The sequence below is a fragment of the Paenarthrobacter sp. FR1 genome (assembly GCF_051106045.1).
GTDB classification, from domain to species: Bacteria; Actinomycetota; Actinomycetes; order Actinomycetales; family Micrococcaceae; genus Arthrobacter; species Arthrobacter nitroguajacolicus_A.
On record NZ_JBPFSF010000005.1, the window covers coordinates 269,363 to 293,379 of the forward strand.

General features: G+C 63.2%; 27 protein-coding genes. 12 read left to right on the top strand and 15 right to left on the bottom strand.

Annotated features, from left to right (window positions below; translation table 11 throughout):
* Nucleotides 1-14: 14 nt before the first annotated feature.
* From ACR30Z_RS12275 to ACR30Z_RS12290, 4 genes are all read left to right on the top strand, one after another.
* Entirely contained in the window at nt 15-926 is a 912-nt protein-coding gene (locus tag ACR30Z_RS12275; RefSeq protein ID WP_144648836.1) for a transketolase, read from the top strand.
* Nucleotides 923-1,918, top strand: a complete 996-nt coding sequence (locus ACR30Z_RS12280) for a transketolase family protein (RefSeq protein WP_144648835.1) — start codon at nt 923-925, stop codon at nt 1,916-1,918. The genes ACR30Z_RS12275 and ACR30Z_RS12280 overlap by 4 nt, the downstream gene beginning before the upstream one ends.
* 112 nt (nt 1,919-2,030) lie before the next feature.
* Nucleotides 2,031-2,687: a GntR family transcriptional regulator gene (locus tag ACR30Z_RS12285; RefSeq protein WP_144648834.1), complete on the top strand. Its 657-nt coding sequence runs from the start codon at nt 2,031-2,033 to the stop codon at nt 2,685-2,687.
* Nucleotides 2,688-2,855: 168 nt separating this feature from the next.
* Nucleotides 2,856-3,254 (top strand): PDDEXK nuclease domain-containing protein, encoded by a 399-nt coding sequence (locus ACR30Z_RS12290; RefSeq protein ID WP_434372788.1) that lies wholly within the window; start codon nt 2,856-2,858, stop codon nt 3,252-3,254.
* Nucleotides 3,255-3,397: 143 nt separating this feature from the next.
* On the opposite strand, the gene ACR30Z_RS12295 is transcribed toward ACR30Z_RS12290, so the two are convergent.
* Nucleotides 3,398-4,753 carry a sensor histidine kinase gene (locus ACR30Z_RS12295; protein WP_434372790.1) on the bottom strand — a complete coding sequence of 452 codons (1,356 nt, stop codon included), beginning with the start codon at nt 4,751-4,753 and terminating at the stop codon, nt 3,398-3,400.
* Nucleotides 4,754-4,767: 14 nt separating this feature from the next.
* Entirely contained in the window at nt 4,768-5,451 is a 684-nt protein-coding gene (locus ACR30Z_RS12300; protein ID WP_434372792.1) for a response regulator transcription factor, read from the bottom strand.
* Nucleotides 5,452-5,513: 62 nt separating this feature from the next.
* On the opposite strand from ACR30Z_RS12300, the gene ACR30Z_RS12305 reads away from it, so the two are divergent.
* Nucleotides 5,514-6,536, top strand: coding sequence for an endonuclease/exonuclease/phosphatase family protein (locus ACR30Z_RS12305; protein WP_434372794.1), 1,023 nt, complete (start codon nt 5,514-5,516; stop codon nt 6,534-6,536).
* 45 nt (nt 6,537-6,581) lie between these two features.
* Here the strand turns inward: ACR30Z_RS12305 and ACR30Z_RS12310 are convergent, their stop codons facing one another.
* The 4 genes from ACR30Z_RS12310 to ACR30Z_RS12325 form a co-directional block, all read right to left on the bottom strand.
* Nucleotides 6,582-7,556 (bottom strand): acyl-CoA thioesterase, encoded by a 975-nt coding sequence (locus ACR30Z_RS12310; RefSeq protein WP_434372796.1) that lies wholly within the window; start codon nt 7,554-7,556, stop codon nt 6,582-6,584.
* A 73-nt stretch (nt 7,557-7,629) separates the two neighbouring features.
* On the bottom strand, nt 7,630-8,196 hold the full coding sequence (locus tag ACR30Z_RS12315; RefSeq protein ID WP_434372798.1) for a hypothetical protein: 567 nt from the start codon (nt 8,194-8,196) through the stop codon (nt 7,630-7,632).
* The gene (locus tag ACR30Z_RS12320) at nt 8,193-8,525 is read right to left on the bottom strand and encodes a PEP-utilizing enzyme (protein WP_434372800.1); all 333 of its coding nucleotides are present in this window, start codon (nt 8,523-8,525) and stop codon (nt 8,193-8,195) included. Before ACR30Z_RS12320 ends, ACR30Z_RS12315 begins: the two co-directional genes overlap by 4 nt.
* A complete protein-coding gene (locus ACR30Z_RS12325; protein ID WP_434372802.1) occupies nt 8,522-8,926 on the bottom strand; it encodes a hypothetical protein in 405 nt (134 codons plus the stop codon). Before ACR30Z_RS12325 ends, ACR30Z_RS12320 begins: the two co-directional genes overlap by 4 nt.
* A 109-nt stretch (nt 8,927-9,035) precedes the next feature.
* On the opposite strand from ACR30Z_RS12325, the gene aztD reads away from it, so the two are divergent.
* On the top strand, nt 9,036-10,349 hold the full coding sequence (aztD, locus tag ACR30Z_RS12330; RefSeq protein WP_434372804.1) for a zinc metallochaperone AztD: 1,314 nt from the start codon (nt 9,036-9,038) through the stop codon (nt 10,347-10,349).
* A 145-nt stretch (nt 10,350-10,494) separates the two neighbouring features.
* Here aztD and ACR30Z_RS12335 read toward each other — a convergent pair whose 3' ends face one another.
* From ACR30Z_RS12335 to ACR30Z_RS12345, 3 genes are all read right to left on the bottom strand, one after another.
* On the bottom strand, nt 10,495-10,929 hold the full coding sequence (locus ACR30Z_RS12335; protein ID WP_144648826.1) for a DoxX family protein: 435 nt from the start codon (nt 10,927-10,929) through the stop codon (nt 10,495-10,497).
* 69 nt (nt 10,930-10,998) lie between these two features.
* A complete protein-coding gene (locus tag ACR30Z_RS12340) occupies nt 10,999-11,409 on the bottom strand; it encodes a GNAT family N-acetyltransferase (protein WP_144648825.1) in 411 nt (136 codons plus the stop codon).
* Nucleotides 11,406-11,999, bottom strand: coding sequence for an antibiotic biosynthesis monooxygenase (locus tag ACR30Z_RS12345; protein ID WP_144648824.1), 594 nt, complete (start codon nt 11,997-11,999; stop codon nt 11,406-11,408). The genes ACR30Z_RS12340 and ACR30Z_RS12345 overlap by 4 nt, the downstream gene beginning before the upstream one ends.
* A 42-nt stretch (nt 12,000-12,041) precedes the next feature.
* On the opposite strand from ACR30Z_RS12345, the gene ACR30Z_RS12350 reads away from it, so the two are divergent.
* From ACR30Z_RS12350 to ACR30Z_RS12360, 3 genes are all read left to right on the top strand, one after another.
* Nucleotides 12,042-13,382 carry an MATE family efflux transporter gene (locus tag ACR30Z_RS12350; RefSeq protein WP_144648823.1) on the top strand — a complete coding sequence of 447 codons (1,341 nt, stop codon included), beginning with the start codon at nt 12,042-12,044 and terminating at the stop codon, nt 13,380-13,382.
* Nucleotides 13,383-13,391: 9 nt separating this feature from the next.
* Nucleotides 13,392-13,976: a hypothetical protein gene (locus tag ACR30Z_RS12355; RefSeq protein WP_434372805.1), complete on the top strand. Its 585-nt coding sequence runs from the start codon at nt 13,392-13,394 to the stop codon at nt 13,974-13,976.
* Between the two features lie 69 nt (nt 13,977-14,045).
* Complete coding sequence (locus tag ACR30Z_RS12360) at nt 14,046-14,396, top strand: hypothetical protein (RefSeq protein ID WP_144648822.1); 351 nt, start codon at nt 14,046-14,048, stop codon at nt 14,394-14,396.
* A 200-nt stretch (nt 14,397-14,596) separates the two neighbouring features.
* Here ACR30Z_RS12360 and ACR30Z_RS12365 read toward each other — a convergent pair whose 3' ends face one another.
* Complete coding sequence (locus ACR30Z_RS12365) at nt 14,597-15,145, bottom strand: CGNR zinc finger domain-containing protein (RefSeq protein ID WP_434372806.1); 549 nt, start codon at nt 15,143-15,145, stop codon at nt 14,597-14,599.
* A gap of 71 nt (nt 15,146-15,216) precedes the next feature.
* Here ACR30Z_RS12365 and ACR30Z_RS12370 point away from each other — a divergent pair, with 71 nt between their 5' ends.
* Nucleotides 15,217-16,248, top strand: a complete 1,032-nt coding sequence (locus tag ACR30Z_RS12370; RefSeq protein ID WP_144648820.1) for an EamA family transporter — start codon at nt 15,217-15,219, stop codon at nt 16,246-16,248.
* Between the two features lie 67 nt (nt 16,249-16,315).
* Here ACR30Z_RS12370 and ACR30Z_RS12375 read toward each other — a convergent pair whose 3' ends face one another.
* Nucleotides 16,316-16,579 carry a WXG100 family type VII secretion target gene (locus ACR30Z_RS12375; protein ID WP_011776688.1) on the bottom strand — a complete coding sequence of 88 codons (264 nt, stop codon included), beginning with the start codon at nt 16,577-16,579 and terminating at the stop codon, nt 16,316-16,318.
* Between the two features lie 158 nt (nt 16,580-16,737).
* On the opposite strand from ACR30Z_RS12375, the gene ACR30Z_RS12380 reads away from it, so the two are divergent.
* On the top strand, nt 16,738-17,010 hold the full coding sequence (locus ACR30Z_RS12380; RefSeq protein ID WP_144648819.1) for a DUF2277 domain-containing protein: 273 nt from the start codon (nt 16,738-16,740) through the stop codon (nt 17,008-17,010).
* A gap of 74 nt (nt 17,011-17,084) precedes the next feature.
* Here the strand turns inward: ACR30Z_RS12380 and ACR30Z_RS12385 are convergent, their stop codons facing one another.
* The 4 genes from ACR30Z_RS12385 to ACR30Z_RS12400 form a co-directional block, all read right to left on the bottom strand.
* A complete protein-coding gene (locus tag ACR30Z_RS12385) occupies nt 17,085-19,406 on the bottom strand; it encodes a heavy metal translocating P-type ATPase (RefSeq protein ID WP_434372809.1) in 2,322 nt (773 codons plus the stop codon).
* 8 nt (nt 19,407-19,414) lie between these two features.
* A complete protein-coding gene (locus ACR30Z_RS12390; protein ID WP_167510419.1) occupies nt 19,415-19,648 on the bottom strand; it encodes a heavy-metal-associated domain-containing protein in 234 nt (77 codons plus the stop codon).
* A gap of 49 nt (nt 19,649-19,697) precedes the next feature.
* Nucleotides 19,698-20,069 (bottom strand): metal-sensitive transcriptional regulator, encoded by a 372-nt coding sequence (locus ACR30Z_RS12395; RefSeq protein ID WP_144648816.1) that lies wholly within the window; start codon nt 20,067-20,069, stop codon nt 19,698-19,700.
* 109 nt (nt 20,070-20,178) lie between these two features.
* Nucleotides 20,179-22,422, bottom strand: coding sequence for an FG-GAP-like repeat-containing protein (locus tag ACR30Z_RS12400; RefSeq protein WP_434372812.1), 2,244 nt, complete (start codon nt 22,420-22,422; stop codon nt 20,179-20,181).
* A gap of 274 nt (nt 22,423-22,696) precedes the next feature.
* On the opposite strand from ACR30Z_RS12400, the gene ACR30Z_RS12405 reads away from it, so the two are divergent.
* A complete protein-coding gene (locus ACR30Z_RS12405) occupies nt 22,697-23,989 on the top strand; it encodes an extracellular solute-binding protein (protein ID WP_434372813.1) in 1,293 nt (430 codons plus the stop codon).
* Nucleotides 23,990-24,017: the final 28 nt, after the last annotated feature.

Here is a 24,017-nt window from a genome sequence, read left to right on the forward strand (position 1 = left end):
CCGGAAGGAATCCAGTGACTCTCTCATCCGTTGAAACGGCTGCCGCCGTGGCAGCCCCCGAACCCGAACGCATCGACCGCATCCGCGCCGCCGCCTACCGCATCCGCCACTACGCCCTGACCATGGGCGAGGTCCAAGGCCAGGGTTACGTCGGCCAGGCGCTCGGCGCCGCTGACATGCTGGCCGCCGTCTACGCTGACCAACTCAGCTACCGTGCTGACGATCCGCACTGGGAGGGCCGCGACCGGTTCCTGCTCTCCACCGGGCACTACGCAATCGGCCACTACGCGGCGCTGGCCGAAGCCGGAATCGTTCCAGTAGCCGAACTCGAAACCTATGGTTCCGACGATTCCCGCCTGCCGATGTCCGGCATGTCCACGTACACCCCGGGCATGGAAATCTCCGGCGGTTCGTTGGGCCACGGCCTGACCATCGCCGTCGGAATGGCTCTGGGCCTTCGCCTCCAAAGCTCCGCATCCCGCGTGATCAACTTCCTCTCCGACGGCGAACTCGATGAGGGGTCCACCTGGGAGGCCGCCATGGGCGCGCACCACCACCAGCTGGGCAACCTGACGGCCATGGTGGACATCAACGCCCTCCAGGCCGACGGCGCCACCGACACCGTGCTCCGCACGGAGCCCGTCACCGAGAAATGGGAATCATTCGGCTGGTACACGCAGCGCGTGGACGGGAACGACGTCGGGGCGCTGCTGGCAGCGTTCGACAACATCGCCGCCCGCAGGGCGGTTGCGGGAACCTCTGCTTCCGGACAGCCGTCGGTGATTCTCTGCGACACCAAGGTAGGCCGCGGCGTGCCACTGCTGGAAACCCGCGAGAAAGCGCACTTCATGCGCATCGAAGAGCACGAGTGGCAGATCTGCCGCGAACAGCTGACCGCAGGATACGAAGGGACGGCTTCAGCATGAGCACAGTGACCACCAAACCGAAACTCAAGACCTCCGCCATGATCGCGTCCTTCGCCGATCCCGGCCAGAAGACCACGTCCGCGCCGTTCGGGCATGCGCTGGTCAAAGCCGCCGAGGCGGACTCCCGGATTGTCGGACTCACCGCTGACCTTGGCAAGTACACGGACATGCACATCTTCGCCAAGGCCTTCCCTGAGCGCTTCTTCCAGATGGGCATGGCCGAGCAGCTCCTCTTCGGCGCCGCCGCCGGCATGGCCGAAACCGGACTGATCCCGTTCGCCTCCACCTACTCGGTGTTCGCTGCCCGGCGTGCGTATGACTTCCTCTGCCTGGACATCGCCGAGCCCAACCTTAACGTCAACATCATCGGCGGACTCCCCGGCCTGACCACCGGCTACGGACCCAGCCACCAGGCCACCGAGGACATGGCCATCTTCCGCGGCATGCCCAACCTGACCATCGTGGATCCGTGCGACTCCGTGGACATCGAGCAGGCTGTTCCGCAGCTTGCGGCCTCGGATGGACCCACGTACCTGCGCTTGCTGCGCGGCAACGTGCCCACTGTCCTGGACGAGTACGACTATAAGTTTGAGCTCGGTAAGGCCAAAGTCCTGCGTGGCGGCAACGATGTTGTGTTCGTATCCTCCGGCCTGATGACCATGCGTGCGCTGCAGGCGGCGGATGCGTTGGCGAAGCACAACGTGGATGTGGCCGTGGTGCACACTCCCACCATCAAGCCGTTCGACTCCGCCACCGTGCTGGCCGAGCTGAACACGGATCGCCTGGCCGTGACGCTGGAGAACCACACGGTTGTTGGCGGCCTGTTCGAAACTGTTGCGTCCGCCGTCGTGACTGCTGGTCTCGGCAAGCGCGTGGTTCCCATCGCGCTTCCGGACCAATTCCTCGACGCCGGTGCACTGCCAACGCTGCACGAACGCTACGGGCTGTCCGTGGACCGGATTGTGGCGAAAGTGTTGGCGGAACTCGGCTGAGTTTTCCTGGGAGTGCGGGACGGACATGACTGCCCGTCCCGTACTCCTGCCCGTAGTATCGACAGTTAACACCGGACTGTCAGCAGTCGCCCATAGAACCTGAGGACACACCATGGCCGCCACCGCATCCCTGCTGGGACTTGAGAAGAAGAGCCTGCGGGAACAAGCACTCGCAGCACTGCGGACCGCGATCACCAGCGGTGAACTCGAGCCGGGGCGGCACTTGGTGGAAACCGAGCTTTCCGAGATGCTGCAAATCAGCCGCGGCACCCTCCGCGAAGCCCTGCGCCAGCTGGAACAGGAAGGCCTGATCTCCGCCGGCGCGCGCGGGCGGATGTCCGTGCGGCACTTGGACGTCAAGGAAATCCGGGACATCTTCGCCGTCCGAGGCGTCCTGGAGTCGTTGGCTGCCCGGACCCTCAGCGATATGCCGGACAAGGAAGCCGCGCTCGCAGAGCTGCGTGCCGCCGTCGACACCATGGACAAAGCCGCCAAGTCATCACTGGAGGAGCGGATTGAATCCGACCTCGAGTTCCACCGCACGCTCTGCCGCCTGTCCGGAAACGAAACCCTGCTCCATTCGTGGGAATCCCTGGAGGGCTCCATCCGAATGTCCATCATGTTCGCCGGGCTGGAACGCGCCACGCGCAACATGAGCGTCGGCCGGCATCACGACATTGTTGCTGCCATTGAGACCGGAAACGCGGCGAAAGCACGCGAGACGATCATCGCGCACATGGACGGTGCTGCCGAGAATTTGGTGGGGTAGTTCGGGGAGTTTCACTAGGCAATTTAGGGCTGGCGGCGGATCTTAAAGGCGCTCTGCCACGCATGCGTGGCTTCTCTCGTTCCAATCTCTTTTACATCCGAGCGTTCGCAGCGGCCTGGAACCTGTCCGACACTACCGACCGGGCGCGGGGAGGCGATGACCCAGCGCATGTCTCAGACGCTCGCGGAGTTCGGCAGGGGTTTTGCCTTTTATGGCCGGCAGTTCCATCTCGATGCCCAGGGTGAGGACTTTTACATAGACCTTCTCCTAGTTCACGTGCCTACCAATCGCTTTGTGGTCGTTGAGCTGAAGTCCGGCAAGTTCAGGCCCGAACATCTTGGGCAGCTGAATTTCTACGTGGCTGCGGTCAATGACTTGGTGAAGTTCCCTGAGGATGTCTCCCACAGTCGGAATTCTGGTTTGCGGCTCCAAGCACGAGCCTACAGTGAGGTACGCACTGGACGGGTCATCCCAGCCAGTCGCCGTGAGTTCATATACGTACGCTTCCCTCCCTCCGGAAGAGAGGGAAGCTCTGCCATCTCCGGAAGCAATTACTGCCGCGCTTGAGCAGGGAACGGTGGTCGACTCCGGTGACCAAGACTAAGTAGGGTATGGCACCGAACGACTGGTAGAACGGTAACCACCCTCCAGCAGCACGTTTCCTTGAAGGACGCCCACGCTGAGGCCCGGGTGACGAACTGTCGTGGTGTTCAGCTGCCTTCGGCCAGCGGCAGGGTAAGGCTGAAGTGTGCCCCGCGTGGGGCCGGATGAGCTTTTGCCGTGCCGTGGTGGGCGAGGGCTGCGTGGTGCACCACGGCCAGTCCCAATCCGGATCCTGCCACGCTTCGCGCGCTGGTGGCACGGTAGAACCTGTCAAAGACGTGCGGCAGGTCCTCCGATGGAATACCCGGTCCCGTATCCCGCACATCAAGAGTGGCGCTGCCTTCGGACACGCTCAGGGTTACCCGGACCTGGCCTGGCTCGGGCGTGAATTTGCCGGCCGTGAATTTGCCAGCCGTGAATTTGCCAGCATTGTCCAGTAAGTTCGCGATGGCACGGGCCAGCCTGACGCGTTCCCCTGATACCAGGAGCGGGTGCCCGGAGCCTTCGAGTGACCATGCAACTCCGGGGTAACGCCGTTCGGCGTTGTCCAGGCAGAAAAGCACAAGTTCGTTGAGGTCCATTTCTTCGGTGAAGGAAGGGGCCTCTTCGTGGCGGGCAAGGTCGATCAGGTCCTCAATGAGGGACTGCATCCCTATCAGTTCATGCTCCAAGGCCCCGGTGATGCGATCTTTGCTTGCCTGCGACAGTTCGGGATTCCTGAGCATAGCCGCATTGGTTCGCAGGGACGTCAGGGGAGTCCGCAGTTCATGTGAGGCATCGGCAATCAGTTGTTCCTGCTGGCGACGGGATTCCTCCAACTCGCCGAGCATCGTATTGAAGGCGATGCTGAGCCTGTCGATCTCCGTTGTGGTGCTTCGCGGGATCCTGACGTCGGTGTTGCCGGTCTTGGCGATACTCTCGGCCACGGCTGTGAGGCGATCTACCGGCCGGAGTCCGCGTCGCGCTGCCACATAGGCAGTAGCAGCGGCCACAACCAAGGCGCCCAGCACCGTCGCCGTGAGCAGCCAGCCGAGCCGCTCGAAGGACGCCAGCACCCTGTCGTTCCTGACGCCCACCACCAACGCTTGTTGGTTTGGCAGAGGTCTGACGTAAACCCGGATTGGGTCGTTGCCGATGGCTGCTTCCGTGAAGAAAGCCTCACTCTTGCCGGCTGCCACGTCGCGCATCTGCCCAGTGATGGGTAAGGCAGGCCCGGCGCCTGAATCAGGGTCTTCGCCGGGGGTGGGCGCCACGAGCTGGGCGCAGGCAGGCGAACGGACCCAGGTGCACTGCGAAAACCCTTGCCAGTTGGGATCGGTCTGGATGAGCTGAATGATGCGATCCGATTCACGCCGCAGGGAAAGGTCCTCGTTCTTTCGCAGTTCGTGGCCCACCAAGGCATATACCAGCACCGCAAACACCATGACGGTGAGAGTGATGGCCGCTGCGATGACCAGCGTCATCCTCAGCCGTAGCGTCACGACGCAGCCAGCCGGTATCCGACGCCCCGAACGGTCTGGATGATCCGTGGTTCGCCCTCGGCTTCGAGTTTTCTTCGCAGGTAGCTGATGTAGACCTCCAATGAATTGGAGGCCGGCGTCATTGCATATCCCCACACGGCGTCACTGATCTGGCCTCGGCTGAGTGCCTGCTCAGGGTTTTCCGCGAGGACGCAAAGAATGGCGTATTCGGTGCTGCTGAGGTCAATCCACCGTCCGTTTTGCCTCACTGCGTGGGCCTCGGGCACCAGTTCCAAATCGTTGTACCCACTGGGACTGGCCGGAAGGTGGGTTGTCCGGCGTGCCATGGCCCTCAACCGTGCCAGCAGCTCCTTGGGGTCAAACGGCTTGGAAAGGTAGTCATCCGCTCCGGCGTCCAACCCTGCAACGCAGTCGGCCACATCGCTGCGGGCCGTGAGCAAGAGGATCGGAACCGCATTGCCGGCCGCTCGGAGCATTCGGCAGAGGCCGAGTCCGTCCATCACCGGCATCAAAACGTCCGCTACCACTAGGTCCGGGGATGTTGCGGCCACCCTTTCCAACGCCTCCCGGCCGTCATCTGCCGATTCAACCTGGTAGCCGGCCGCTTCGAGCAGGGACTGCAAGGAGCTCCTGATATCCGGATCGTCGTCGACGACCAAGACTGTTATGGGCTCCGTCATGGCCACCAGCATAGTTTGCGGGGCTTCAGAATCCTTTAAGTTCCTTTCTGAACCATGGGGCTATGGAAAAGGACACTGGAACCACCTATGCAACGGCCAGGCAGCGCGGGCTGTTGGAGGCTCGGCGGCGCCGTCCACGAGCCAGGGATTGGGTTGTGTGCCTGTTTGCAGGACTGCTCATGGCACTGCTCTTTGGCCATGGACTGGTGCCGGAGGTCCGTGGGATGGCGCTGGCCATCGAGAGCTTCCTGCCCTGGGTGGGGGTGGTCATAGCGGCCTTGCTGATAGTGGCATTGCTCTCGAAAGCCTGGTTTGGAGCCCTCCCGGCGGCGGCCGCACTCGTGTCCTGGTGCGTGATCTTTCTACCCGTCGTGGCCACCGGAATCGCGCCGGCTTCCGCTGCAGGCGCCTCGGAGGAGGCTGCCAGCGGATGGAGCGTTGTCACGCAGAACCTCCGCGCAGGAAACCCGGATGCCGATGTGGCTGTGGCAAAGCTGATCAAGTCAGGTGCCGACGTCGTGGTCCTCCAGGAGCTCTCCGGGCCCACCTTGGAACGGATCTCTCCGCTCATGGACGGGACGTTCGCGCATCGGCAGGTAGCGGGGACGGTGGGCGTGTGGAGCCGCTTTCCGCTAAGCCAAGGCAGGCCCCTTGCTTTGGGGCTCGGCTGGTCCCGCGCCCTGAGCATGCGGCTGGAATCGCCGGACGGTCCCGTCCAGCTCTATGCCGTGCACCTGCCCTCCGTCCGACCCAGCGACGTCACCAGCAGGAACAGCGGGCTCGCGAAGCTCAGCAGGATGGTGGAGGCGGACCCCTCGCCGCGAATATTGGTGGTGGGAGACTTTAACGCTGCCAACACAGACCGCGCCTTCAGCCCGTTGCTGGCAATACTCGACGACGCCCGGTCCGGTTTCGGATTCACCTGGCCGGCCAGCCTGCCCGCCACGAGGCCTGACCATATTCTGTTCCGCGGGTTCACCGTTTCCGGAGCCTCTGTCATCAGCTCGCCGGGCACCGACCATCTCGCAACGATGGCGTGGCTGCAGCCCGGGCCTACCCGCCCGACGGTGAGCTTTCAAGGATGACAAAGCGAGCGGGGGAAAACGACACCCAACAGCCTGCCTGTCCCCTTAAATGCCACCAGCCTTCAGCAGGTGATCCGGCAGTCGGTTTCCCGGGGCCCGGCCGCGGATTTCAAGGAGCTCCCGGGCATGTGCGTGGAGCTTCTTATCCTCGTCAGTCACCGGTTCCCACGACGGAATCGGCACGGCTGTCCCCGTTTCGTCGCGGGCGACCATCACCGTGAGGCAGTACGTGGTCAGGTTCATCTCGCGCGTCTTTGGGTCACCGGAGCGAACGTGGACGGCGATGTGCATGCCTTTGGCTCCCGTGTACACGAGGCGCGCCTCGACTTCCACGACGTGACCGATCAGCAGCGGCCGGTAAAAGCGGACGCCGCCGGAGAACACAGCCACGGTGTCCTTCCCGCAGTAGCGGGACGCGCAAACATACGCGGCCTCATCAATCCACTTCATCACGATGCCGCCGTGGACCTTGCCGCCCCAGTTCACATCAGTGGGGGACGCCATGAACCGCAGCGTGACGCGCTCGGCCGTCCCGGCGTCGGTATATTCCTGGGCGTTCATAGCGTTGACGATCTGCTCGCGAACTTCGATGCGCGCCAGCGCGTGGTCGCGTTGCTCAATCTCTGTAGGCGTTGAGGGGGCGAACTGCGGGACGGGGATCGGCTTGCCGTCCGGACCTACGGCTACGAAGATCACCATGCACTGGCTGTGCATCGTCTCCGGTCCACCCTTCGGATCCCGGGAGCTGACCACGGTGTGGATATGCATGGAGGAGCGGCCTGTGTAGACAATCGTGGAGGTCACCTCCACCATGTCGCCGCTGTTCACCGGATCCGTAAAGTGGATGTTGCCCACGTAGGCGGTGACGCAATAGGACTTCGCCCAGCCAACAGCCGCCGCGTAGGCAGCCTTGTCCACCCACTCAAGAACTGTGCCGGCATCCACCGACCCGCTGTGCCCGACGTCAGTGGGGGCCGCGAGGAAGCGGAGGGTCACGGAATTGCCGGCAGCGTCGCTCATGCTGGAAGTTTACTGTTGGCGGGTTTCTGTTACGCGAGTAAGTCGGTCCTCGCTGTCCATTCGGACAGACACCTCACGTGTTGCGCTGAATGCCGAGGGTGGAAATGAGATCCTCGTGCAATTCGAACCAGGCCCGGTGGAAGGAATCGCGGTCGGTAGCGGTAACCCAGGCAGAGTCCTCCACCGCTGCTTTGAGTGCGCGGAGCAGACGTTCGGAATACCCCTCGAAGCGAGGCAACAAACCGGTCAGTCGTGCCTCCAGCGGACGCCACGCTGCCAGGGCGCCTATCAGGAAGTCCATGGCATCCTGAGTGGCCGGTGCCTGCAGTTGGAAAGCACTGCAAGCACTCACAACTCCGGTGTTGTAGTCCGTGAAATCGTCATGGACGGCCAGCACCATGCCGCGCGCACCCGCGCTGTCCAGTTCTTCGGCAAGCAAGCGCTCATTCTCGGCCCTCCCCAAGCTCGACAACGACCAACCGCTGGTCCCCGCAAAAGTGCTGCGGGAGACAAAACCGTTCACGCCCGCGTCGATCAATTGGGACTCCACCAGACTGCGATCCTGCGAGAAGCGAGCCGCCACGGCCTGGGTATCGGCAAAGCCCAAGAGGCGGACGGCGTGCAAGGTGAGGAGCCTCATTCGGCATCCATCCGGGCAACGGTTCCGTGTGATCCGTCAACGGCCAACGTCTCGCCGTTAGTGAGCAGTTCCAGCGCCTCCCGAACCCCCAGCACAGCGGGGATCCCGAACTCGCGGGCGACGATCGCGGCGTGCGACAACATCCCGCCGGTCTCCGTGATCACCGCCGATGCCGTCCAGAAGAGTGGCGTCCATGCGGGGTCGGTGGTGCGGCAGACCAGAACATCGCCGGACTGGAAGCGGTTGAATTCGTCGGGTCCGTGAATGAGCCGGGCAGGACCCCGGGATGTGCCCGCGCTCGCAGGAGTTCCCGTGAGGATTTGGGTCATTGAGTTGCCGCTGTACGTGGACGATCCGCGAGCCTGTCAAGACGCTGCTGGGCTGCCTGCGCGGAGCGGAGCCCCAGACTTTCGGCGATGTGCGGCCACGTCAGGCCTTCCGCCCTGGCAAGGAACAACAGCGCAGTTTCGACGGCGTCCATCTCACCTCGCGCGGCGGATACCAGCGTGAGGGCGGCGCGGAGGTCCAGGGTGTCGGGCGCAGGAGCGTTGTCCTGTCCCCGTGAGCGCCACAGCACGTGTTGGATCAGGTCCATCGCGGACGGCGGTTGCTGTTGGCGGAGCCATGGCCGGGCGGGGAGGTCAGAGGCGCCCCTGTCCAGGAGCAGGCGTGTTGCCTGCGTTTGGAGGGAGGTTGTGGCGGCGTCATGGGTGGCTGCGCTTTGGTTCATTGCCCCAGCTTTGGCTATCAACACTTTGTTGTCAACAACATGTTGAGTGTAGAAATGCGGCAAAGTCACGCAACTTGCGCAGTAAATGAGAATCAATATCATTTAACGCATGCCTCATCACGCAACCCTCCCCACCTTTGCCCCCACGACGCGCAGACGCCGCTTCCGCGCGCGGCCAATTGCCGCCGTCGGGCTTTCCGCCCTTCTCCTGACCGCCTGTGCGGCTCCAGGCGGCTCGGCCGGAAACGCCAACGAAGCGTCGCCGTCCGCAACCTCAAAGCCGAGCCCGAAGGAGGCGGGCGCTCCGACCCCTCGCCTCGTATACACGCACGACGCCGGTATCGCAGTTCTCGATGCCACCTCGCTGAAGCAGGTGGGAACCGCGGAGATGTCCGGTTTCAACCGCCTGAATCCGGCAGGCGACGGACGGCACGTCTTCGTATCCACCGGCGACTCTTTCCGCCTCTTCGACGCGGGCGCCTGGACCGAACCGCACGGCGACCACAGCCACCACTACGTAAGTGATCCCAAGCTGACCGATTTGGCGTTTGAGGCTGACAAGGCCGGTCACGTGGTGCTTCACGCGGGTAAGACCGTGCTGTTCAATGACGGCTCGGGCAAGGTGGAGAGCTACGAAACGTCGGCGCTGGCCGCCGCGGTGGAGGATGGGAAGCTGCCTGCCACGGACACTTACGTGACGCCGGAAGCGCACCACGGAGTCGCCGTCGAACTCGAAGACGGCAAGCTGCTGGTGACCCTCGGCAACGAGGAAAGTCGCACCGGCATCGCGGTGCTCTCGACCGGCAAGGGCCAGGACCGCAAGGAAATCGTGCGCAACGAGGACTGCCCGGGAGTCCATGGTGAGGCCGTTGCGGCAGGCGAAGCCGTGGTGGTTGGCTGCGAGGACGGCATGCTGATCTATAAGGACGGGATCATCACTAAGGTCGCGAGCCCGGATGCGTACGGTCGGCTGGGAAACCAGGCCGGTTCGGAGAAGTCTCCCGTGATCTTGGGCGATTACAAGGTGGACAAGGCGGCCAAGCCCGAACGTCCGACGCGAATCTCGCTCGTCAACACTGAAGCCGCCGCCATGCAGCTCGTGGACATCGGCACCAGCTACTCGTTCCGCTCACTGGGCCGCGGGCCGTCGGGTGAGGCTCTGGTCCTCGGAACTGATGGCGGACTGCGCGTGATCGATCCGCTCTCCGGAGCGGTTACGTCAACCATCCCCGTGGTAGCTGCTTGGGAAGAGTCTGCCACGTGGCAGGACCCCCGGCCGACGCTCTTTGTGCAAGGTTCGACGGCGTTCGTCACCGAACCGGCCACCAGCACCATTCACGCGGTGGACCTGAAGACGGGCAAGGTTGCGAAGTCGGCGAAGGTGGACCACGTCCCGAACGAGCTCACCGGCGTCACGGGCTAGATCGCTCTCTCACATCCCACCCCCTTTTCCGCGACGCTCTCTCACATCCCACCCCTTAACGCCGATCGCTCTCTCACTTTCCTCAAGGAAGTGAGAGAGCGATCGGCGAATCGGGTCAGGATGTGAGAGAGCGTCCGCGGTTGGGTTACGCGAGGACGCGGAGCTTGGATCCGGAGCGGCCGAACAGGGCTGCGTCGGCGGAGATCTTGCCGGCGCCCGCAAGCGCCAGGGCCAAGGCTGCGCCGGCGAACAGTAGCACCAGCTCGTATCCGCCGTTGCCCACGAAGACGCCGGCCGGGGCGTGTACCAGGAACAGCGCGCCGAGCATGTTCACGGCAAGGAGGGCTGCGAAGACGCGGGTCAGGAAACCGATGATCAGCGCAATGCCGCCCACCAGCTCAAGGGTTGCGACAATCGGAGCTACCGCGGAGGCGCCGGGCACGCCCATCTGGGCGAAGGAAGCCTGCGTGCCGGCAATGGTGAATTCGTTGAACTTCTGCCAACCGTGCGCGGCGAAGAGAAATCCTGCAATAACGCGCAGGATGGTCAGGGCTGTGGTGGTCAAGCTGGACTTGTTCATATCTTCAACCCTTACGGACATAGGTTGAAGAGTCAACTAATTGTGGCCTCTTATGACCAAAATCAGGAGCTATCGAACTTCCGGGCGCTCCATGTATCGCGCGTCGGGCTCAGCGAAGCCGAACTGCTTGTACAGCCCGTGGGCATCACCGGTGTGGAGCATCCAACGGAAGTTGGCCCCCGGCCCGGCGTCGATCATCTCCTGCACCATCGCCTTGCCCAGCGACTGGCCCCGCGCCGATTCGTGAACATAAACGTCGGCAAGATAGGCAAGGGCGACGCCGTCGGAGAACGCCCGGGCATAGCCCACCATGGCACCTGTTCCAGAGTCGTACGCGCCCACAATCCGCCACGCGTTGTCCAGTTGCGCTTCGACGTCGGCCCGCGTGCGCCACTTTGCCCAGTAAACATTCGTGGAGAGCTGGGTCCAGAGCCAATCGCGATCCACGCGGTCCTTGTCAGTGGAGAGGAAGAACGTCATCGTGTCCCCTTCGCCTGATTCCGGCGCTTCCTGGCCGGCTTTTGAAGCCACGGCTGCAGGAGCCTGGTGGTGATGGGCAGGAAGATGTACGTCATCAGCGGCGTCAGGATGACGATGTTGAGGAGAACCTGAAGAACCAGCGGCCATTCCTGCGTCAGTGGATGCAGCAGGAAATTTGCCAGCAGGCTGAGCGGGAAGAACGGCAGGAAGATGCTGATGGCTTGCTTCCACCGCGGTGGCACCACGGTTTCGGGCACCACCACCGAGACGTCACCCGGCCGCGAGAACCAACCCTCGATCCCCGTGTGCCGCTCCACGCGGGTGGTCTCCATCATGTCCCTGGCGCTGTCAATCCACCACCGACGCTCCTCCGAGTCCTCCCACTCCTGCAGTGACCCGGCGTCGGCAAAGCGATACAGCATGTGCCACTCATTGGAGCCGGCACCATTGCGTACCCACCCCGACCCCAAATATCCGGGCCATTCACGGGCGAGTTCCTGGCCTGCATGGGCCCAGGCGTTCGCTTGACGGGTGTAGCCGGGGAGGATGGTGCGGGCCACGGAAACGGTGACGGGATGCTCGTTGGACACGGCCCCAAATTTACCCGGCTCCCGGCGGACTAGGCTTGTTTAGTGCCTCAAACCACAACCACCACACCTCGCTCCAACGCCCGGGAGATCCTGCGCCTGGCCGTTCCTGCTTTCGGCGCCCTCATCGCCGAGCCCCTGTTCCTCCTGGCGGACTCCGCCATCGTTGGGCACCTGGGCGTCGACCAACTGGCGGGCGTGGGGCTCGCGTCCACCATCCTGCACACCGCAGTGGGGCTGATGGTTTTCCTGGCGTACTCGACGACGCCGGCAGTCGCCCGGGCGATCGGCGACGGCAAGTTGGGGAAGGCTTTGGCGGCAGGGCGCGACGGCGTATGGCTGGCGCTGCTGCTCGGGTTGGCGCTCGCGGTGGTCGGCTTTGTTGCGGCTGAGCCCTTGGTGGGTTTCATGGGTGCTACTGGCGAAGTGCGGGGGTTTGCCGTCGATTACCTGCGCTGGAGCATGCCCGGCCTGGCCGCGATGCTCCTCATCTTCGCGGGCACCGGTGTGCTGCGCGGCCTGCAGGACACCCGGACTCCGCTGCTGGTGGCGACGGCCGGCTTCGCCCTGAACATCGCCCTCAACGTGTTCCTGGTCTACGGGCTGAACCTGTCCGTGGCGGGGTCGGCGATCGGTACGAGCATTGCCCAATGGGCCATGGCGGCCGTCTATTTGGTGATGGTGAGCCGGAACGCCCGGCATCATGGCGTATCCCTGCGGCCTGACTGGCACGGAATCCGGGCCATGACCAAGGTGGGGTCATGGCTGATGCTGCGGACCCTCAGCCTTCGCCTCGCCATCCTTGCCACCGTCCTGGTGGTGACGGCCCAAGGCGCCGTGAACCTGGCAGCGCACCAGCTGGCCATGACCATTTTCTCGTTTCTTGCGTTCGCCCTGGATGCCTTGGCCATTGCCGCGCAGGCCTTGATCGGCAAGGAACTCGGCGCGAGGAATGCTCAGCGTGTCCGTGAATTGACCCGCACCATGATCCGTTGGGGTCTCGGGTTCGGAGTGATCACGGGCGTACTCCTGGCCATAGCGGCGCCGTGGGCTGGATACCTCTTCACCTCCGACTCGGGCGTCCGCTCCGCCCTCACTGTTGCCCTCTGGGTCCTCGCGGTGGGGCAACCACTGGCCGGGTACGTCTTCGTCCTCGACGGTGTCCTGATAGGCGCCGGTGACGCGCGCTACCTGGCGATTGCCGGCGTCGTAAATCTGGCTGTCTACTTGCCGCTGTTGGTGATCATCCATCAAGTAAGGCCCGACGGCGAGGCCGGGCTCCTCTGGTTGTGGGCCGCGTTTGCGCTGGGCTACATGTTGGCACGCGGGGTGACTTTGGGGCTGCGCGCGCGGACCGATCGGTGGATGGTGCTGGGTTCCCACTAAACTGGATGGGTGACTCTCCCAGCGACTCCTGCCCAGACTCCTTCTGCCTCCGTGGCCGGGCTCTGGAAACCCGTGCTGATCCGTGCGACGGTGGCATTGTTGTTCGGCGCGGTCACCATCTTCTGGGCTTCGCCGTCAGTGCACGTGCTGGCATGGGCTGTGGGACTGTATCTGCTGGTGACCGCAGTGGCTGTGTGGATGTCCCGCGCTTTGCCGGTGGCGGTGCCTGTGGTGATGGCGCTCGGTGGCGTCGGCGCCTTGGTCACTCAGTCGGACGAGGGTGTGGCGCTTGCTGCCATGTTGGCGCTGCTGGTGCTGGGCCTTCTTGAGTTCGCCCACGGCCTCCGGAAGCGTGACGTATTGGCCCGCGACTGGCTCATTTCCGGCGTTATCTCGGTAGGCACTGCCGTGGCACTCCCGTTCTTCACTTCGCTGGGAGCACATGCGCTGTTGGGCGTAGCCGGAGGTGGAGCCATCCTTTCCGGAGTGTTGTGGGTGCTGTCCGGACTGACGCTGCGGCATGACGCCCGGACCGGAGCCGGCGGCTCGGCCCAGGCTGCTGCGCCCGGCGCTTCGCCCGAGGCCGTAAACTAGTAGCTGGACGTTCTACTCGTTGTAGAACTTTTGCAGACCGGCGGACGCTGAACCGCCATCATTGGAGGAATGACCGTGGAAGACCAGACACCAGGAGAACCGCGCAAGATGCGGACCTCGGTCAAGGGACCCCTCATGTTCTCCGCGTTCTTTGCCGTACTGGCTTTTATCGCCGTGCTGATCTTCGCTTCGGGCGGCAGTGCGCGCGCCCCGCGGTTCGACCTCGCCTTTACCGGCGCCGGCATCGCGTTCATTGTGAGCCTTGTGGTGGCAGCCATGCTTTCCATGAGCCATAAGGAGAACGCCGACCACCTGGGCAAGGGCTCCGGCGTCAACCTCAGCTCGAAGCGTCCGGGTCATGGCGGTTCGGCGGCCCCGGACTCGCCTGACGAGCCGGAAACGCCCGACGCCGGCCGCTAACCTTCCAGCGCTTCCTCACTGTGGTGGGGGAGCGCTTTTCGTTTGCCGCCGGGGTTTCGCTGCTGCGTGAGGACACCCAAAACCATGTGTGCCACTGAATCGGTCCGGTGCCAGGCACATCCGAGTGGCGCTGGTCCGGGTCCGTGGCGTCAACGAATCTGCGTGGCGCCAGCGAATCTCCGTGGCGTCAGCGGCACCGACTACTCGCCCTCCGCGGCTTTACGAGCCCGATAGGCCGCCACGTGGGCGCGGTTGGCGCAGTTTCCAGTGTCGCAATAAAGCTTGGAGCGGTTGCGGCTGAGGTCCAGCACCACGGCGTCGCAGTCGTCGGCCGCGCACACACGCAGGCGCTCCATTTCCTTGCTGCGGATCACGTCAATGATGGCCATCGCGGCTTCGGTGCCCATCCGGTCGGCCAGCGGAGCTTCGGGTGTGGTGGCGTGGAGGTGCCAATCCCAGTGGTCATGCTTCACGAGCTGGGGCAGGGCCTTTGCATCGGCCAGCAGCTTGTTGACGGACTTGGCGGCGGTGTCTTCGTCGGAGCTCCACAATGCGCCCAGGGCGCTGCGAAGTCGCTTAATGCTGCTCAGCTCCGCAGTCGATTTTGTCCGTGAACCTGTGAACTCTTCGGCATCCAGGAAGGCGTCCAGATCCTCTACGGAGGCAAGCGAATCCGCTCCGTTGGCCGCTGTATTGATCAAATTAACGACGCTGCGGAGGGCCACCTCGGTGTCAGGCGCAAAAAGCACTTTGACTCCTTACATAAATCGGGAGTACTGTCATGACCATAAGCCCACTTTACTCCTGACAGGAGGCTGCTGTGTCAGCTCCAACGACGAAGGCTGATGCAAAAGGTTTCCTGGCATCAGGACTCGGCATCGCACTCTTTTCATCCGCTGTTTTCGGCACCTCCGGCTCGTTTGCCAAATCGATGCTGGAAACCGGGTGGTCACCCGGCGCCGCGGTTGCCGTGCGCCTCACGGGTGCGGCGCTGATTCTGGCGATTCCCGCCGTCGTGGTTCTTCGCGGCCGCTGGCACCAACTGAAGGACAATTGGCTCACCATCCTTCTGTTCGGTCTCATTGGTGTGGCGGGCTGCCAGCTGTTCTACTTCAACGCCGTGGCCCGGCTGTCCGTAGGTGTTGCGCTGCTGCTCGAATACCTGGCCCCGGTGATGATCGTGCTGTGGCTCTGGATCGCCAGCCGACGCCGGCCCCGCGCCCTCACTGCTGCGGGGGCGTTGCTCTCACTGGGCGGCCTGGTGCTGGTACTGGACCTCACGGGCGCCGTAAAGGTGGACTTCATCGGTGTCCTCTGGGGCATGGCGGCGGCCGTTTGCCTGGTGATCTATTTCTTCATCACCGCCAAGGAAAATGACACACTTCCCCCGCTGGTCCTTGCCTCCGGTGGCCTGGTGGTAGGCGCACTCACCATGTGGCTGGTAGGGCTCGTGGGCCTGTTGCCCATGACGTTCAGCACCGCGGACACCACCCTGGGTCCGTGGACCACGCCATGGTGGGTTTCGGCGCTGGGGCTTGTCATCCTCGCTACCGTTCTGGCTTACGTTTCCGGGATCATGGCTGCCCGAAGCCTGGGCTCCAAGGTGGCGTCCTTCGTGTCCCTGACTGAAGTGCTCTTCGCCGTGTTGTGGGCGTGGCTGCTGCTGGGCGAACTGCCGGGTTCGATTCAACTTCTGGGCGGACTCCTGATCGTGGGAGGCGTAGTCCTGGTCCGCGTTGACGAGCTGCGCGGGGACCGACGCGAGGCTGCCGCAGCGGCAAGGGCCCTGGATCACCCGAACGACGTCGAACCCGTCCCTTCCGGGCATGTCACCAAGGTATCGCGGCACTAGCAGGGGTTTGATTCCTAACAGCGAAAGGCCCCGGACGCTCGTGCGTCCGGGGCCTTTCCCAACTGTCTTAGTTGGAAGCCTGCTGCTGCTGCTCAGCGTTCTTCTGAGCGCGATCGCCGGCTTCGCGAAGTGCGTCGGCAACCTTCTTCAGGTTGGAAGCGTGCTGGCTGTCCCACTCGCCGCGGAACTTGTCAGCGTCCGGGCCCTTCCAGTCAGTGCCGTCAAGAGCACCCTTCAGCTGTGAACGCTGCTGCTCGATGTTCTCGGCACCTGCCTTCAGCTTGTTACCGAGCTGACGAAGCTGATCAACATCTGCACCCCAAATAGCCATGAGATTCTCCTTCATTTGTTCGGACCCGAGCTCTTCGGCATCCCCAGCGGCCTCCGGCTCATCCGGAAGATCCAATAGCTAAAACCTATCCCGGGAATCGTAAACCCGTCGATGGGCACCCCTCCCCATGCAGCACTGCCCATAGTTAGCATGGGGTTATGTGCCGCAATATTCGGACCCTTCATAACTTTGAACCACGAGCTACGACGGCGGAGGTGGAGGCTGCTGCGCTGCAATACGTACGCAAGATCAGCGGAGCAACGCACCCGTCCAAGGCCAACGAGGAAGCCTTCGCTGAGGCTGTTCACGAGATCGCCCATATTACGCAGCATCTCTTGGACTCATTGGTGAGCCATGCGCCGGCGAAGAACCGCGACGAGGAAGCTGCCAAGGCCAAGGCCCGGGCTGCTGTCCGCTTCGGGACGGCCTAGCTCCACGCAAAAGTAGCTGGCAGTAGTGGTTGTTCTGGGGACCCAGAGCAACCACTACTGCCAGTCAGTTGGGCCTACTTGCCGAACGAGCGCAGCCGCAACGAGTTGGCTACTACCAGCACTGAGCTCGCTGCCATGGCTGCCCCTGCGATCATCGGATTCAGGAACCCGAGTGCTGCCACCGGAATGCCGATCGCGTTGTAGAAAAAGGCCCAGAACAGATTGGTCTTGATGGTGGAAAGTGTTTTTCGGGAGAGCTCAATAGCCTGCACCAGTTGACCAAGATCGCTACCCATCACCGTCAGATCAGAGGCTTCAATAGCAACATCCGTGCCCGAGCCCATCGCGATTCCGAGGTCCGATTGTGCCAGGGCCGCGGCGTCGTTGACACCGTCGCCGGCCATGGCCACCGTGGCACCGGATTGCTGCAGCTTCCGAACCGCGTCCACTTTGCCTTCCGGCAGGACTCCGGCGAAGACGTCGTCCGGGGCGATCCCGACGGCGGCAGCCACTTGCGCGGCGACGGCGGCGTTATCACCGGTCAACAGGATGGGGCGGATTCCCAGGTCCTTCAGCCGCTGGATGGCTGCAGCGGAACCAGGCTTGATGGTGTCGGTCAGGCTGACTATCCCTGCTGGCTGACCGTCCACGGCAACCCAGATGGCTGTGGCACCGCCGTTTTCCTCAGCGGCCAAGGTGTCCCGTTGGTCTGAGTCGAGGGAGATGCTGTTTTCCTCGAGCCAGCCGGAGCGTCCAACTACTACCGTCTGTGCAGTGCCGTCCAGCACCACGGTTCCCCGCACTCCGCCGCCGGGAGCGGAACTGAAGCCTTGAACGGAAGGGAGGGCGCCGGCGTCGGGCATAGCGTCCTTCGCCGCAGCCGCAATCGCGTGGGCGATAGGGTGCTCCGACGCTGACTCGACAGCACCAGCCAAGGTGAGTACGGCGGTTGGGGAGTAGCCATTTAAAGCGAACGTGTGGTCAACGGCAAGCTTGCCACTGGTCACGGTTCCGGTCTTATCCAGCAGGATGGTGTCCACGTGCCGGGTGTCCTCGAGGACCTGCGGGCCCTTGATGAGGATGCCCAGCTGCGCACCGCGGCCCGTCCCCGTCAGCAGTCCAACGGGAGTCGCAAGGCCCAAGGCGCAGGGGCAAGCGATCACCAGGACGGCGACGGCGGCCGTGAAAGCTGCGTTGAGGTCGCCGGAGAAGAACAGCCAGAGCAGGAACGTCACCAAGGCAATGACCAGCACGATCGGCACGAAGACTGAACTGATCCTGTCTGCGAGCCTGGCGATCGGGGCCTTGCCCGTCTGAGCTTGGCTGACCAAGCGCCCCATCTGAGCGAGCGTCGTGTCGGAGCCGACACGTGTTGCCCGCACCAGCAAGCGGCCGGATGTGTTGATCGTCGCTCCCGTCACCAGGCTGCCCGGTCCCACTTCAACCGGCACCGATTCGCCGGTTACCAAGGAAGCGTCGACGGCGGAAGCGCCGTCCGTGACCACGCCGTCGGTGGCGATTTTCTCGCCTGGGCGGACCACGATGAGGTCGTCCACCAGGAGTTGGTCGGCTGGAATCTTCTGCTCCACGCCGTCCACCAGAATTGTGGCGTCCTTGGCTCCCAGGTTCAGCAGTGCCTTGAGTGCATTGCCTGCCTTGGCCTTGGCGTTGGCCTCCAGGTAGCGCCCGAGGAGCAGGAAGGTGGTGACCACTGCCGCGACCTCGAAGTACAGCCCACCGCCGGACATGCTTTCCATGCCGGGGTGCTCTGTCATGCGGGGATCTGCGAACAACTGCCATGCCGAGTACAGGTAAGCGGCGATGACGCCTATGGAAACGAGGGTGTCCATGGTGGACGCGAAGTGCCTGGCGTTGATGGCCGCTGCCCGGTGGAACGGCCAGGCCGCCCAGCTAACCACGGGCAAAGCCAAGGCGCCGACTACCCATCCCCAGTTGGCAAACTGGAGCGCGGGAATCATCGAGATCGCGAACACCGGCACGGTCAGCAGCGCTGCGGCAATCAGGCGCGGACGGAGCGTCGACGCGGAGGGGCCATGCTCCATATGATCTTCGTGCGCTGCGTGCTCTGCTTCCGGAGCCTCGTCGCCGTGGTGGTGCTCGTGGGTATTGTGTTCGCGAGTGTGTGGTGCCGGGGCCTGGCGAACGGTTGCTTTGTAACCCGTTGCGTTGACCGTGTCCACGATTTGCTGGTCGGTCACGCTGGCGGGGACCGTCACATGGGCTGATTCGAGGGGCAGGTTAACGCTTGCCTCGACGCCGTCGAGCTTGCCCAGTTTTCGTTCCACTCGATTGACGCACGAGGCGCAGGTCATGCCCTCGATGTCGAGTTCGATCACCCTGTGTGCGGGCTGGTTGAAAGTCTCCTGGCTACTCAAGAGGACTCCTAAGCTTCGTTGGCTACCACCAGGTAGCCGGCTTCTGCGACGGCCTCGCCGATTTCCGATGGCGAGAGCTCGCTGGTTGAGGTGATGGTTACGGTGGACAGGCCGCCGGGGTTGAGGTCCACGGCGACATCCTGGACGCCGCTCAGCGCTTCGAGTTCTTCGCTCACGCTGGAGACGCAGTGGCCGCAGGTCATGCCGGAAACGTTCACGTTGGTCTGGATTGTCTGGCTCATGGCGTGCTCCTTGGTGCTGAGTTGGATGGTGTGATGAGTGGGAGCGGAATTACCGCAGCAGGCGCCCGATGGCATCGGTGGCCTCCTTGACTTTGGCATCGATCTGCTCGGCGCGGGCTTCAGGATCCGGCTCGGAGGCGGCCCCGACCACGCAGTGGCCGATGTGCTCCTCAACAAGCCCAAGGCTGACCGCGTGGAGGGCCTTGGTGGCAGCGGCAACCTGCGTGAGGATGTCGATGCAGTACTTGTCGTCCTCCACCATGCGCGCGATTCCACGGACTTGGCCTTCAATGCGTTTCAGCCGTTTGAGGTACGCGTCCTTGTTGCTGGTGTATCCATGCGGTGGCGCGTGCTCCAGGTCCACTTCGATGACAGGAACATCCGCGCTCGGGTGATTGACACTCAGGTCTACCTTGCTCATACCGCCAACATATACCCTATGGGGGTATCAAATCAAGTACCCCTGGGGGGTATCAATACCAAGAAGGCGCTGGGTGTCGTAATGACCACCCAGCGCCTGGACCACGTGCCTAGAAGACCGCCGTGAAGCCGCCCCAGCCCCAGCCGACGGCGGACGATCCCTTCCAGGCGCCGCAGCCCAGACCGCATCCGTTGATGCCGGTCCCGTTACCCCAGTACATAGTCATGGTGCCGTTGGCATCCACGCCGAAGACGTCGGGGCTGCCGTCGCCATTGAAGTCGCCGGGTCCACCTGCCCTGACGGCCGAATTCCAGCCCCAACCGACGGTACTGACCGGCATGTCAGCAAACCCCTCGCTGAGCCCGTAGTAGAGCTTGAGTTCGCCGGACGTCGTTTGAGCCAGGATGTTTGTCTCGTGGTATCCGGTCCACCACCCCGGGGTGATGAGGCGGGAGAATCCACCCCATCCCCAGCCCACGGTGACCGGCAAGCGCCATCCGCCTGCCCCGTCGCCGGGGTAAAGAATCAGGCGGTCTGCGCTGTCCTTGGCCAAGAGGTCGTTGGCTCCGTCACGGTTGAAGTCCCCGGGTGCCACGATCTCCTTGAAGCCCTGCCACCCCTGACCGATCTGGCGGCTGCCCTTCCAGCCTCCGGAGCCGTTGCCGGAGTACAGGAACAAACGGCCAGCGCTGTCACGGCCGATCACATCAGTGGCGCCGTCGCCGTCGAAGTCGCCTGGTGCCAAAAGCGTGTCGAAGATGCCCCAACCGCGGCCGATTGTCTGTGCGGGGAGCCAGCCGCCCTTGCCATTGCCGGGGTACAGCAGGAGGTCGCCTGAGGATGTGCGGGCAAAAATATCCGCGGTCCGGTCTGAGTTGAAGCCCTCGCCGCGAGGTGCGAGCGGAACGGGGACATCGGCGCTGACCGTTTTCTGCGTCAGGGGTTCGTACATGACCGTGACATCCACCGTCAGCGTACGTCCGAGGTCGGCTTTGGCGACCGTGTAAATGGCGTTGTTAGCGCCCGGAATCAGTACACCGTCCCGTTTCCAGGCATATGTGTAAGTGGGGGTGCCGCCCTCAGGGTAGACGGTGGGAGGCATCGACCACTCGGGGAACAGTTGCCCGCCCAGGGATGCCTTGCCCCGCATGAACATGAGCTCGGTGTTGAGCCGCCGCGGCATGGGGCCGATCGGAGCTGACATGACGGTGGCGGGTAGCCTGTCGGTGGCACTGCCGGTGACCCGAAGGGTCAGGACGGAGCCACCATTGGTTTCGGCGAGTAGTGGAGTGCCATCGTAGAACTCCTCTACAGGCTGGCCGTCCTTGAACCATTCGTATTTGAGTTTGGCATCGATGGGTTCCACAGCTCCGACGTCGGCAGTTGGATACGTTCCGAGTTGGAAGTCGGTGGCAATCCTGACACCGGAGGGGAAGGAAACCGGCTGGAGGACCTTGTGTGCATTAAGTACCTGGAAGTCTCCGCCTCCCAGGGCCACCCAGGTTTCCGGGTAAGGCTTCTCAAACCCGTCGTAGCGGCCATCCCGGTAGTAGGTGACAGAGGAACTGCCCAGGTAGGTGACCCGTACCCGCGCAAGTGTGTACCCGCCGTCGAACGTCGCTGTCGTGATGGGGCCAGTGGCTGTGCCGCTGGCTGGAGTAGTCGACGCCGGACCGGTCCAGGTGAGCAGGACATCGGACGGTCCGGACTGCCCCGAGTCGTTGATATAGCGCAACTCAACTTCTTGGGCGGGGAGGCTTAGGGCGAACTGCACGGAAGCGTTGTGTCCTGGCAAAACCGGGTTGGAGGGCCCGGAAAGAGCCGTAAGTGCGGGAGCCCTCCGGGGAAGCGCTGGATTGGAGACGGTGAAGTCGAAGGCCGAAAGGTGCCCTAGGGAATTCGCTCCGCCGCCCGGTGTTCCATAGGAGAAGACCGCTCCCTCGCGCAGGAAGGAGATTGGGTACTGCATTCCCGCTACCTCGACCCCAACGTTTTGGATGGTCGCTTTCCCGTCCGGCCATTTTTCCGCCGGCACTTGCAGCAAGACGGTGCCGGAAGTCGCGGGGCTTGATGAGGTCCATTCGGTGAAGTAGCCGCGGTAGTCTCCGAGGGCGTCCGAAGCCCGGATCTCAACACGACTCACCGGTCTCGAAGCCGTGAATTCGAAGGTCGCAGCCTGTCCGGCGGCCAGGGTGTCCGGCGTCGTGCGCTTGAACGTAAACACCAGCGGATCGGCGGCCGCAGCGGGCGTGTTTGGCGCCACCAGAAGGAAAGCCGCCAGGACAACGGCAAGAACGACGGCGGCATATCGCCGCAGGCTGGCAGGCGAAAGCTGGGCAGAGCGAGAGTCCACAAAATCCCCCAAGAAGCGGCCGGGGCGCCGGCCGGTGTAAGTGATGGTTCACTCTACCAACGCGTGGGCGGCGTCACGTCAGGCGGAAGCCGGCCCAAGCGGCGCAAAAGTCACCTTGGTATAGACCAAAATGCCTAAAAATTGGATTCTTGTTTTGCATTGCAAACCTTTTGGTAAATGTGCTTCCGCCCACACTCCCGCGTTCATAGTGTTTGGTCTCATAGCCGCGGAGGGGGAAGTCCCGCGGAACCCAACTTTTCTCCATGGAGGACACTTGAAACTCGCACGCTCCGCCGCGGCAATAGCCATCGCAGCGCTCGCATTGACCGCCTGCGCTCCGCCCACGTCAAACAACGCAGCCTCCAGCTCGGACGAGCAGACTGGCATTGTCCGCGTCTGGCTCTTCTCCGAGGTCAACCAGGATCCCAAGTCCGCAGTGGTCAAGGAAGCCGTTACTGAATTCGAAGCGGCACACAGTGGTGCCAAGATCGACGTTCAGTACATTCCCGTTGACAGCCGCGCCGAACGATTCAAGGCTGCTTTCAACGATCCTTCCAGCGCACCGGATGTGGCTGAGTTCGGTAACACGGACCTGGCCAGCTACGTGGCATCCGGCGGCCTGGCGGACGTCACCGAGGACATCAAGTCCTGGGATGAGGCCAAGGATTTGGACCAGAAGATCCTGGACACCACCGAGATCGACGGTAAGAACTACGGTGTGCCGTGGTTCGTCGGCGTCCGTGCCCTCTACTACCGCACTGATCTTCTGCAGCAGCTCGGCCTTGAGGTTCCCAAGACCCTGGACGAGGTAGAAACCGTTGCCCGCGCCGTCCGCGCAGCGAACCCGGACCTGCTGGGCATCTCTGTGGGAGGCGCCGCCCAGTTCTCCGCCATGCCGTATCTGTGGGCCAACGGCGGCGAGATCGCCACGAAGGAAGGCGACACGTTCGTTGCCGGCCTGGATTCCAAGGAGTCCCGTGAAGGCGTTGCGGCCTACACGCGCCTCCTCAAGGACGACATCTGCCCGGCCCAGACCTGCGCCGAGTTCGGTGGTAACGCCAGCGTCCAGCAGTTCATCGCGGGCAAGTCCGCCATGACCATCGGCGGTGACTTCAACTACAAGGCTGTTGCCGCCAGCGCCATCAAGGACAAGTTCGCCGTGGTTCCGGTTCCCGGCAAGACTGCCGGTTCCATCGCGCCGGCTTTTGCCGGCGGCAACAATCTGGGTGTCTTCAACAGCAGCGAACGCCGCACCCTCGCGGCTGACTTCGTAAAGCTGTTGGCCAGCAAGAAGTACCAGCAGAAGATGTTCGACTCCATGGGCAACCTCCCCACGTTCAGCGACGTCCAGAAGTCCGTGGCGGAGAACAACAAGCAGGTTGAACCGTTCATCAATACTCTGGGTGCCGGGACCAAGTTTGTTCCGGTGACCGAAAACTGGTCCACCATCGACGCCCAGGGTGTCTTCACGGGGATGTACCAGAAGGTGGTTACGGGCAAGGCTGACGTGAACGCGGCAACCACCGAGGCCGCAACCGCCATGAACACGGCATTCGGATCCAAGTAATGCGTTGCACTCCATCACCAGGCGGCAC

What these genes read in the sequence shown, in the direction of transcription:
- ACR30Z_RS12280 (WP_144648835.1), top strand. Translation starts at nt 923, where the DNA reads ATGAGCACAGTGACCACCAAACCGAAACTCAAGACCTCCGCCATGATC.
- ACR30Z_RS12285 (WP_144648834.1), top strand. Translation starts at nt 2,031, where the DNA reads ATGGCCGCCACCGCATCCCTGCTGGGACTTGAGAAGAAGAGCCTGCGG.
- ACR30Z_RS12290 (WP_434372788.1), top strand. Translation starts at nt 2,856, where the DNA reads ATGTCTCAGACGCTCGCGGAGTTCGGCAGGGGTTTTGCCTTTTATGGC.
- ACR30Z_RS12295 (WP_434372790.1), bottom strand. Translation starts at nt 4,753, where the DNA reads ATGACGCTGGTCATCGCAGCGGCCATCACTCTCACCGTCATGGTGTTT.
- ACR30Z_RS12300 (WP_434372792.1), bottom strand. Translation starts at nt 5,451, where the DNA reads ATGACGGAGCCCATAACAGTCTTGGTCGTCGACGACGATCCGGATATC.
- ACR30Z_RS12305 (WP_434372794.1), top strand. Translation starts at nt 5,514, where the DNA reads ATGGAAAAGGACACTGGAACCACCTATGCAACGGCCAGGCAGCGCGGG.
- ACR30Z_RS12310 (WP_434372796.1), bottom strand. Translation starts at nt 7,556, where the DNA reads ATGAGCGACGCTGCCGGCAATTCCGTGACCCTCCGCTTCCTCGCGGCC.
- ACR30Z_RS12315 (WP_434372798.1), bottom strand. Translation starts at nt 8,196, where the DNA reads ATGAGGCTCCTCACCTTGCACGCCGTCCGCCTCTTGGGCTTTGCCGAT.
- ACR30Z_RS12320 (WP_434372800.1), bottom strand. Translation starts at nt 8,525, where the DNA reads ATGACCCAAATCCTCACGGGAACTCCTGCGAGCGCGGGCACATCCCGG.
- ACR30Z_RS12325 (WP_434372802.1), bottom strand. Translation starts at nt 8,926, where the DNA reads ATGAACCAAAGCGCAGCCACCCATGACGCCGCCACAACCTCCCTCCAA.
- aztD (WP_434372804.1), top strand. Translation starts at nt 9,036, where the DNA reads ATGCCTCATCACGCAACCCTCCCCACCTTTGCCCCCACGACGCGCAGA.
- ACR30Z_RS12335 (WP_144648826.1), bottom strand. Translation starts at nt 10,929, where the DNA reads ATGAACAAGTCCAGCTTGACCACCACAGCCCTGACCATCCTGCGCGTT.
- ACR30Z_RS12340 (WP_144648825.1), bottom strand. Translation starts at nt 11,409, where the DNA reads ATGACGTTCTTCCTCTCCACTGACAAGGACCGCGTGGATCGCGATTGG.
- ACR30Z_RS12360 (WP_144648822.1), top strand. Translation starts at nt 14,046, where the DNA reads ATGACCGTGGAAGACCAGACACCAGGAGAACCGCGCAAGATGCGGACC.
- ACR30Z_RS12375 (WP_011776688.1), bottom strand. Translation starts at nt 16,579, where the DNA reads ATGGCTATTTGGGGTGCAGATGTTGATCAGCTTCGTCAGCTCGGTAAC.
- ACR30Z_RS12380 (WP_144648819.1), top strand. Translation starts at nt 16,738, where the DNA reads ATGTGCCGCAATATTCGGACCCTTCATAACTTTGAACCACGAGCTACG.
- ACR30Z_RS12390 (WP_167510419.1), bottom strand. Translation starts at nt 19,648, where the DNA reads ATGAGCCAGACAATCCAGACCAACGTGAACGTTTCCGGCATGACCTGC.
- ACR30Z_RS12395 (WP_144648816.1), bottom strand. Translation starts at nt 20,069, where the DNA reads ATGAGCAAGGTAGACCTGAGTGTCAATCACCCGAGCGCGGATGTTCCT.